This window comes from Stenotrophomonas pictorum JCM 9942 (genome assembly GCF_001310775.1).
GTDB lineage: Bacteria > Pseudomonadota > Gammaproteobacteria > Xanthomonadales > Xanthomonadaceae > Stenotrophomonas > Stenotrophomonas pictorum.
The window spans coordinates 1-9107 of sequence record NZ_BAZI01000086.1 but is presented as its reverse complement, the minus strand read 5'-3'; the positions used below and the strand labels follow the sequence as shown (position 1 = coordinate 9107).

The following is a 9107-nucleotide window of genomic DNA, read 5'->3' as shown; positions in this document are numbered from 1 at the left end:
GACCCGGTTGGGCGCCGAGGGGCAGGTGCAGGTCACCAGCGGCGATGCGCTGCGCTGGCTGGACACGGCCGCGCCGCAGCAGGCCGATATCGTGTTCGTCGATCCGCCGTTCGCCGATGGCCTGTGGGAGCAGGTGATCGAGCGCCTGCCGCGACATATCGCGCCGGGTGCGTGGCTGTATGTGGAGGCGCCAGCGCAGCGGCGGCAGTCGTTGCCGCCGGAATGGAGCCTGCATCGCGAGGGCGGCACCCGCGAGGTCGGCTATGCCCTGTATCGGCATGCCACTGTTACACTTCGCAACGACTTGAACGCGGTAAACAACGCATGACTTCGGCCAATCGTCGTATTGCCGTCTATCCGGGGACATTTGATCCGATCACCAATGGTCATATCGACCTGGTGAACCGGGCTGCGCCGCTGTTCGAGAAGATCGTGGTCGGTGTGGCCTTCAGCCCGTCCAAAGGCCCGACCTTGCCGCTGGACCTGCGTGTGGAGCTGGCGCGTGAGGCGCTCAGGCGCCACGGGAATGTGGAAGTCGTGGGTTTCGATACGCTGCTGGCGCATTTCGTACGTTCAGTGCATGGCGGCGTGCTGTTGCGCGGTCTGCGCGCGGTGTCCGACTTCGAATACGAATTCCAGATGGCGAGCATGAACCGCCATCTGATCCCGGAGGTCGAAACCCTGTTTCTGACCCCCTCTGAACAGCACAGCTTCATTTCCTCCTCGCTGGTGCGTGAAATCGCCCGGCTGGGCGGGGATGTGTCCGGTTTCGTGCCGGCAACCGTGCTGGAAGCGCTGCGCAAGGCCCGCGAAGCCCGCGCGGCCGCCGAATCCTCCAAACAGCTGTAACGAACACCTTTAAAGGGAGAACCACCATGAAGAAAACGATGCGCGTGATGTTGGCCGCTTCGCTGGTGCTGGCCTTCGCGGCCTGCAAGAAGGAAGAGGCCGCGCCGGTCGCCGACGCCCAGCAGGCGCTGGTCGCCCCGGCCAAGGACGACGATGCCGGCTGGAAGAAGTACCTGCAGGCCGTGGCCGTGCAGAACATGGGCAACATCACCGCCAGCCCGTTCCTGTACTACCTGCCGCCGGAGTCCGATCCGGAATTCGCCGCCAAGTACGGCCGCCAGGTGGAAAGCGCCACCGTCGCCATCAGCCGCGGCATCCAGCCGGGCAACATGCTGGCCTTCGGTTCCTCGGCTTCGGCCAAGATGGCCGACATGATCGATACCGCGTTCAAGGACGTGCAGGCCGATTCGATGAAGGGCGTGCGCGTGGTGTTCATCGGCGATGCCGCCGACAATGCCCGCGTGCAGACCATCGTGCAGCCGACCGGCGCCGATTACATCTTCGTTGAAGCCAAGTAATACCCGTGCAAGGCCGGGCACGCGCAATGCGTGCCCGGTTGCGGCCGGCAGCGATGTCGCGCCGCAGGCAACCGGTCGCGGCTGGGCCCACCGGTTCAACGCTGGCAGGCGCGGGCATGGAGTAGTGCCATGTCGTTGAAAATCAATGAGCTCTGCGTCAATTGCGACGTCTGCGAGCCTGCCTGCCCGAACAAGGCGATTTCCATGGGCGAGACGATCTACGTGATCGACCCGGCCCGTTGCACCGAATGCGTCGGCCATTTCGATGAGCCGCAATGCGTGGTGGTCTGTCCGGTGGAATGCATCGACCCGGACCCGGATATCCCCGAAACCCAGGAGCAGTTGCTGGCCAAGCTGTTCGGCCTGCAGCGCGACCATCCCGAACTTTACGAACCGGAGGATCCGACGGCATGAAACCGTTTGCCCGTTCCCTGTTGTTGTGTGCATGGCTGTTGAGCCCGAGCGTGTGGGCCTCGGACACGGCACCGGCCCGTGCCGCCCATCCTGACGGAGCGGTCATCGCCAGCGGCCATTCACTGGCCACCGATGCCGGCATGGAAATCCTGGCCAAGGGCGGCAACGCCTTTGATGCCGCGGTGGCGGTGTCCTCGACATTGGCCGTGGTCGAGCCGATCAGCTCGGGCCTGGGTGGCGGCGGATTCTTCCTGCTGCACGATGCCAGAACCGGCAAGGATGTGATGCTGGACGCGCGCGAGACCTCGCCCGAATCGGCCACGCCGGAGCAGTTCCTGGACAAGCACGGCGAGCTGGATCGCGACCGCTCGGTCAACGGTCCATGGTCGGCTGGAATCCCGGGCCTGCCGGCGCTGCTGGTGCAGGTGGCCCGCGAACACGGCCGGCTGCCGCTGACCGACTCGCTGGCGCCGGCAATCCGGGTCGCCCGTGACGGCTTCCCGGTGTATGCACGTATGGCCCGTGGCTACGAGTCGCGCCGCGAGGTGATGGAGCGTTATCCGGGGACCCGCGAGGTCTACCTGCGCAACGGCCGTCCGATCGCCGAAGGCGACATCTTCAAGCAGCCGGAGTTGGCGCGCACCCTGCAGCTGCTGGCGGAGAAGGGCTTTGACGGTTTCTACCGCGGCGAAACCGGCAGGAAGCTGCTGGCCGGGGTGAAGCAGGCCGGCGGCCGCTGGACCGCCGCGGAGCTGGCCGGCTACCGGGTCAAGACCCGCGAGCCGATCGTTTTCAACTACCGCGACTGGAAGATCACCACCGCCTCGCCGCCGTCCTCCGGTGGCATCGCGCTGGCATCGATGCTGCAGATCCTGGAAGGCTGGGACATCAACAAGATGGACGAGGCCCACCGCACCCACCTGGTGGTGGAGGCGATGCGCCGCGCCTATCGCGACCGCACGTTCTTCCTCGGCGATCCGGACTTTGTCGATATCCCGCAGAAGGTGTTGACCAGCCGCGACTATGCGCAGGGCCTGCGCGCGACCATCCATCCGGAGAAGGCGACGCCGAGTGACCTGCTGTCGGGCAATCCGACGCCGCTGGAAGATGACGAGACCACGCACTTCTCGATCATCGACGGCGAAGGCAACCGCGTCGGCGGCACCCAGACGGTGAACCTGCTGTACGGCTCGGGGCTGATCCCGGCCGGCACCGGCGTGTTGCTGAACAACGAGATGGACGACTTCGCACTCAAGCCGGGCACCCCGAATGCGTTCGGCGTGATGGGCTACGAGGCCAACGCGCCCAAGACCGGCAAACGCATGTTGAGCTCGATGACGCCGACGTTCATGGAGAACGAGGACAAGGTCATCGTGATCGGCACGCCAGGCGGCAGCCGCATCATCACCATGGTGCTGCTGGGCATCCTCGGCTACGACGCCGGGCTGGATGCGCAGCAGGTGGCCGCATTGCCGCGTTACCACCACCAGTGGCTGCCCGACGAGATTTCCGCCGAGTCCGGCGCGTTCTCGCCGGACGTGGCAGGCAGTTGCAGGCGATGGGGCACAAGGTCGACTTGCCGGGCGACTCGGCCGAAGGCGGGCGCGGTTCCAGCCACGTATGGGGCAACCTGCAGACGGTGGAATGGGACCGTCGCAGCAACACCCTCAGCGGCGGCACCGACCCGCGCAATCCGGTCGGCAGTGCCGAGGTCAAGCGCAACGCAACGGCCGACTGACACGCGCGCCGAACAACGCAAAAAGCCCCGCCGCCCGGCGGGGCTTTTCTGTTCCGGGGTGTCAATAATCCGGCGCTGTCGGCTTGCGAATATTTAACGCGGAGTCAGTAGAATTTTTCATATGAAACTATGGTCGATCCGCGGTAATTCGCAAAAACTCGATGGCGGTGCAATGTTCGGCAACGCCCCCAAGGCGTTGTGGGAAAAGTGGGCACCGGCCGATGACCTCAACCGGATCGAACTGGCATGCCGGGCGTTGCTGGCCAGTCCGCTGGCCGGCAAGACGGTGCTGTTCGAAACCGGTATTGGCGCGTTCTTCGAGCCGAAACTGCGCGAACGCTACGGTGTGCAGGAGCCGCGGCATATCCTGATCGATTCGCTGCGCGAAGCCGGCTTCGAGCACGAGGATATCGATGTGGTGGTGCTGAGCCATCTGCATTTCGACCACGCCGGTGGGCTGCTGGCGCCATGGTCGGAAGGCCGCGTGCCGGAGCTGCTGTTTCCCAACGCCACCTTCGTGGTGGGCGCCGCGCACTGGGAGCGGGCGTTGCATCCCCATCCGCGTGACCGCGCCAGTTTCATCCCCGAACTGCCGAAGCTGCTGCAGGACAGCGGGCGGCTGGAAGTGGTGTCCGGCGAGTATTCGAAGGTGCTCGGGGAATCGGTGCGTTTCAGTTTCAGCGACGGCCACACGCCGGGGCTGATGCTGGCCGAGATCGTCGGCCCGGAGCGGGTCGATGGCCTACCGCGCGGTGGCGTGGTGTTCTGTGCCGACCTGATTCCCGGCCGCTCGTGGGTGCATGTGCCGATCACGATGGGCTATGACCGCAATGCCGAGCTGCTGATCGACGAGAAGCGCGCGTTTCTGGAAGACAAGCTTGCGCGCAACGTGCATCTGTTCTTCACCCACGATCCGCAGTGCGCGATGGCGCAGGTGGTGCGTGATGAGAAGGGCCGTTTCGGCACCGCCCATGAAGTGGCCGAGCTGAAAGCCCGCGCGCTGGCCTCTGCCTGAAAACTGCCCGAAGGTCCCGGGCGATGGCGCCCGGGACCGTGGTAATCAGCCCACGCGGGTACCGAAGATGCGATCGCCGGCATCGCCCAGGCCCGGCAGGATGTAGGCCTTGTCGTTGAGGCGCTCGTCGATGGCGGCGGTGAAGATCTCCACGTCCGGGTGCGCGGCCTCCACGGCCTTGAGGCCTTCCGGTGCGGCGACCAGGAAGATGCCCTTGATGCGGCGGGCGCCGGCGCGCTTGAGCATGTCGATGGTGGCGATCAGGGTGCCGCCGGTGGCCAGCATCGGATCCAGGATCAATGCGTCGCGCTCTTCCAGGCGACCGGTCAGGCGCTCGAAATAGGGCACCGGCTGCAGGGTCTCCTCATCGCGCTGCAGGCCGACCACGCTCACCCGTGCGGCCGGAATCAGCGACAGCACCCCGGTCAGCATGCCCAGGCCGGCGCGCAGGATCGGCACCACGGTGATCTTGGCCCCGGCGATGCGCTGCACCTGCACCGGACCGGCCCAGCCTTTCATCGTGTGGCTCTCGGTGTCCAGATCGGCGGTGGCCTCGTAGGCGAGCAGGTACCCACTCGTTGACCACTTCGCGGAAATCCTTGGTGCTCATGTCCGGATCGCGGAGCAGGCCGATCTTGTGCTGGACCAGGGGGTGGCGGACTTCGACGATTTTCATGGCGGATATGACGGCAGGGGAGAGTGGCCAGTGTGCCGCAGGCCCTCTGTATCCGGCCAGTACGGCGTTGCAATACGACCGTCCCCGGGCTGTCATCGCCGCGCAATCCCACTGACATACCGTGCCCACCCATCCTTTACATCCTCTGGGGGCGGTAGTGCGCAAGCGCGTGTTGGTGATGGCGGTGACGACGGCGGTGGTCTGTATGGCCACCGCGCAGGCTGGGCAAAGGCCGGTTGCTCCGGATGGCGCGGTGGTTGCCGCCGTCACGGCGGCAGCGGTGGATCTGCAGCGGATCGAGGTGCGTGCGCAGCGCGAGGCGCAGATCCGGGCGGTCGAACTCAAGCGCGATGCCGATGCGATCCAGGATGCGGTGGCTTCCGATTCGATGGGCGACTACCCGGACATGAACGTCGCCGAGTCGCTGCAGCGGTTGCCCGGCGTCAGTGTCACCCGCGACCAGGGTGAAGGCCGCTTTGTGGTGATCCGTGGTCTGGATGCGGCGCTCAACAGTGTCAGCATCGATGGCATCGCGGTGGGCACGCCGGAAGATTCCTCGCGCGCCGCGCCGCTGGACGTGATTCCCACCGATTCGACCGAACGCCTACGGGTGATCAAGTCGGCCACGCCGGACATGCCGGGCGATGCCATTGGCGGCAGTGTGGTGGTGGAGTCGGCCTCGGCCTTCGACCGCGACGGCCGTTCGCTCAAGGGCAAGCTCGAAGCCAGTCACCAGCAGCTTTCCGGCAAAACCAGCCCCAAGGCCGCGTTCAACTACAGCGAGGTGTTCAACGACACCTTCGGTATCGCGCTGGGTATCAATCATCACAAACGCAGCTTCGAGTCGGACAACACCGAGGTTGCCTACGGCAGCTTCGACGGGGGCGCCGACGATGACCTGGCCGCACTGGAGATCCAGCGTCGCAAGTACAGCATCGAGCGCACCCGCAGCGGCGCCAACCTCAATCTGGACTGGCGACCGGACCAGGACAACCGCTACTACCTGCGCACGCTGTACAGCCGCTTCGATGATGCCGAAACCCGCCAGCGCACTGTGTTCGGTCTGGAGGACGGTGTCATCAGTGCGCTGGGCGGTGGCCGCTACCAGGTGGATGACCTGCCGGCCGACGCGATCAGCAAACGCATGCGCTACCGCACCAAGGAGGAGGACACCTTTGCCGCCAGTCTCGGCGGTGAAAACCGCCTGAGCAATGCGGTGCTTGATTACCGGCTGGGCTATACCAGGACCCGCGAGCGCGTGAATGATGAAATGGAAGCGCGCTTCGAGTACGGCGGTGCCGACCTGTCGGCCACGATCGACCAGAACCGCGACATTCCCGGGTTGGACTTCAGTGATGCCGGGTGGATGGACAGCGCCAACTACACGTTCGACCGGGTGGTGATCGGGCCCAAGCAGGTGGATGACAGCGAACGCAGCGCGCAGGCCAATATCCGTTTCGATGCCGACCATGCCAGCTACAAGCTCGGCCTGCTCGGCCGCTGGCGCGAGCGTGCGGTGAATGTTGACGAGGCTGAAATGCGCCGCGGTCCGGCGGTGGATCTGACCAGCTGGAACGGTGCGACGTTGGCACACCGTGGCGGGCCGCTGGGGCAGGGCATGAGCTCGGCGGCGATGCGTCGCTGGTGGGCGAGCAGCGGTGGCCAGTACAGCGCCCGGCCGCAGGATGTCGCCGGCAACGTCATGGCCTCGCTGGAAGAGGATTACACCGCCAACGAGGACATCCTCGCCGCCTATGCGATGGGCACCTGGGATATCGGCGCATTGCGTGTGATCGGCGGCGTGCGCGTGGAGAACACCCGGTTCGATGCCAGCGGCAACCAGGTGGACATCGCCGCCGACGGCAGGACCGTTACCGTCAGCCCGCGCAACGCCAGCAACAGCTACAGCAACGTGTTGCCGGGCCTGCATCTACGCTACGACACAGGCAACAACTGGGTGCTGCGCGGCGCGCTCAACAAGAGCGTGGCGCGCCCGTCCTTCGGCGACGTGTCACCGCGGCTGGCGATGAACCGGGATGACGAGGAAGTCCGGGTCGGCAACCCGCAGCTGGACCCCTACGAATCGACCAACCTGGATTTCTCGTTCGAGCGCTATCTGGGGCAGACCGGGCTGGTCGCGCTGGGCCTGTTCCACAAGGACATCGACGGTTACATCGTGCAGACCGTCAGCGATGCCGATGCCGCATTCCCGGGCTTCGAGGTCACCCGTTCGATCAATGGCGACAGGGCCAGGGTGTTCGGCGCCGAGTTCAATTGGCAGCAGCAACTGGCGTTCCTGCCGGGGGCCTGGGGCGGCCTGCTGGTCGGGGCCAGCGGCACCTGGCTGGATACCGGATTCGATCCCGGTATCGCCGGACGTGAGCGCGATGATTTCACCCTGCCGCGCGCGTCGCGCAATGTCTACAGCGCACATGTGGGCTACGAGTGGGGCGGCTTCAGCACGCGTCTGGCCGGTGTATACCGCAGCCAGTATCTGGACAGCATCGGCGACAGCCGCGCCTACGACATCCATGTAGCACCGCACACCCAGCTGGATTTCAGTCTGGACTACCGTTTCACCCGCAACGTGAGCCTGTATCTGGAGGCGTCCAATCTGCTCGACAAACCGCTGGAGCTGTACCAGGGCGTGCGTTCGCGAACGCTGCAGAACGAGGAATACGGCCGTACCTACGCCGTTGGCCTGAAGGTGGCACTGTGAAGGCCGCGCTGCTGTGTAGCGGCTTGGCCCTGGCCCTGGCGCTTGTCGCCTGCCAGCCGGCTGCCAGAAGCTCCCATCCGCTGACTGCGGCCGACATCGCCGAGGGTGCGCGCCCGCCGGCCGCCAAGCGGGTAGGGGAGGCCTTCCTCACGCCGATGACGCCGGCCGACAACATCGATTCGCCAGCCAGCTGGCGCAACGCTGATGGCCGGGTATGGCTGATCGCCACCGCCAAGGCCACCGACAAACTGGTGGTCTACGACGGGCAGACCGGCCGGCACCTGCGTGACGTGGGTAGCAGCGGCACCGCGCTTGGCCAGTTCGACCGCCCCAACGGCATCGCCGTGCAGGGCGATCTGCTGTTCATCGTCGAGCGCGACAACCATCGCGTGCAGGTGCTGCAACTACCTGACTTCACCCCGCTGGGCACATTCGCCGGCACCGACCTGCGCAAGCCTTACGGGCTGTGGGTGAATCCGCAGCAGGACGGCTACGACGTGTACGTCACCGATTCCTACGACGAGGGCGAGGACGCCGCCGGCAACGATATCCTGCCGTCACTGGAACGTTTGAACGAGCGGGTGCGTCGCTACCACGTCCGCGTCGATGGCGGTGCCGTGCAGGCCCGTCTGGTCCGCAGCATCGGCGACACCACGGCCAAGGGGGCGCTGCGGGTGGTCGAGTCGATCTGGGGCGATCCGGACAACGACCGCCTGCTGGTGGCCGAGGAGGACGAAAGCTACGCCAGCGAGGTCAAGGTCTACACGCTGGCCGGCGATTTCACCGGCAGCACCTTCGGCGAGGGTGTGTTCAAGGCCCAGGCCGAGGGCGTGATGCTGCGTACCTGCGGCGAGGGCGGTTGGTGGATCACCACCGAGCAGGGCAAGGAGCGCAGCGTGTTCCACCTGTTCGACCGCAAAACGCTGGCCCACGTCGGCGCGTTTCATGGCAATACGGTGGCCAATACCGACGGCATATGGAGCAGCCAGCAGGCATCGGCACGCTTCCCGCAGGGCGCGTTGTATGCGGTACATGACGACCAGGGCGTGGTGGCGTTCGACTGGCGCGATATCGCCAGCGCCCTGTCGCTGCCGCAGGACTGCGCGCTGTGAGCACCCGGGGCAGGAGGTCGTGGCTGCTGCTGGCCGCCATGATGGCGGCGGCCGGAGCGGTGGGGG

Annotated in this window: 8 protein-coding genes and 1 pseudogene; 8 read left to right on the top strand and 1 reads right to left on the bottom strand. The window is 65.8% G+C overall.

Features of this window, described 5'->3' with window-relative positions; genetic code table 11:
* From JCM9942_RS06560 to JCM9942_RS06535, 6 genes are all read left to right on the top strand, one after another.
* On the top strand, window positions 1-328 hold a 328-nt coding region (locus JCM9942_RS06560), incomplete at its 5' end, for an RsmD family RNA methyltransferase (RefSeq protein WP_172675058.1).
* Window positions 325-849: a pantetheine-phosphate adenylyltransferase gene (gene coaD / locus JCM9942_RS06555; RefSeq protein ID WP_054658567.1), complete on the top strand. Its 525-nt coding sequence runs from the start codon at window positions 325-327 to the stop codon at window positions 847-849. The genes JCM9942_RS06560 and coaD, both read left to right, overlap by 4 nt.
* 26 nt (window positions 850-875) lie before the next feature.
* A complete protein-coding gene (locus JCM9942_RS06550; protein ID WP_054658565.1) occupies window positions 876-1367 on the top strand; it encodes a hypothetical protein in 492 nt (163 codons plus the stop codon).
* Between the two features lie 129 nt (window positions 1368-1496).
* Window positions 1497-1781: a YfhL family 4Fe-4S dicluster ferredoxin gene (locus JCM9942_RS06545; protein WP_054658563.1), complete on the top strand. Its 285-nt coding sequence runs from the start codon at window positions 1497-1499 to the stop codon at window positions 1779-1781.
* The gene (ggt, locus tag JCM9942_RS06540; protein WP_256202314.1) at window positions 1778-3616 is read left to right on the top strand and encodes a gamma-glutamyltransferase; all 1839 of its coding nucleotides are present in this window, start codon (window positions 1778-1780) and stop codon (window positions 3614-3616) included. Before JCM9942_RS06545 ends, ggt begins: the two co-directional genes overlap by 4 nt.
* Before the next feature lie 24 nt (window positions 3617-3640).
* A complete protein-coding gene (locus tag JCM9942_RS06535) occupies window positions 3641-4534 on the top strand; it encodes an MBL fold metallo-hydrolase (protein WP_054658561.1) in 894 nt (297 codons plus the stop codon).
* A 45-nt stretch (window positions 4535-4579) separates the two neighbouring features.
* Here JCM9942_RS06535 and upp read toward each other — a convergent pair.
* Window positions 4580-5210: pseudogene (gene upp / locus JCM9942_RS06530) on the bottom strand (uracil phosphoribosyltransferase).
* 205 nt (window positions 5211-5415) lie between these two features.
* Here upp and JCM9942_RS06525 point away from each other — a divergent pair.
* Complete coding sequence (locus tag JCM9942_RS06525) at window positions 5416-7929, top strand: TonB-dependent receptor (protein WP_054658571.1); 2514 nt, start codon at window positions 5416-5418, stop codon at window positions 7927-7929.
* Window positions 7926-9041: an NHL repeat-containing protein gene (locus JCM9942_RS06520; protein ID WP_054658558.1), complete on the top strand. Its 1116-nt coding sequence runs from the start codon at window positions 7926-7928 to the stop codon at window positions 9039-9041. Before JCM9942_RS06525 ends, JCM9942_RS06520 begins: the two co-directional genes overlap by 4 nt.
* Window positions 9042-9107 lie beyond the last annotated feature (66 nt).

Bases quoted from the DNA above. Each gene is read 5' to 3' on its own strand.
- ggt (WP_256202314.1), top strand. From the start codon at position 1,778: ATGAAACCGTTTGCCCGTTCCCTGTTGTTGTGTGCATGGCTGTTGAGC.
- coaD (WP_054658567.1), top strand. From the start codon at position 325: ATGACTTCGGCCAATCGTCGTATTGCCGTCTATCCGGGGACATTTGAT.
- JCM9942_RS06550 (WP_054658565.1), top strand. From the start codon at position 876: ATGAAGAAAACGATGCGCGTGATGTTGGCCGCTTCGCTGGTGCTGGCC.
- JCM9942_RS06535 (WP_054658561.1), top strand. From the start codon at position 3,641: ATGAAACTATGGTCGATCCGCGGTAATTCGCAAAAACTCGATGGCGGT.
- JCM9942_RS06545 (WP_054658563.1), top strand. From the start codon at position 1,497: ATGTCGTTGAAAATCAATGAGCTCTGCGTCAATTGCGACGTCTGCGAG.
- JCM9942_RS06525 (WP_054658571.1), top strand. From the start codon at position 5,416: ATGGCCACCGCGCAGGCTGGGCAAAGGCCGGTTGCTCCGGATGGCGCG.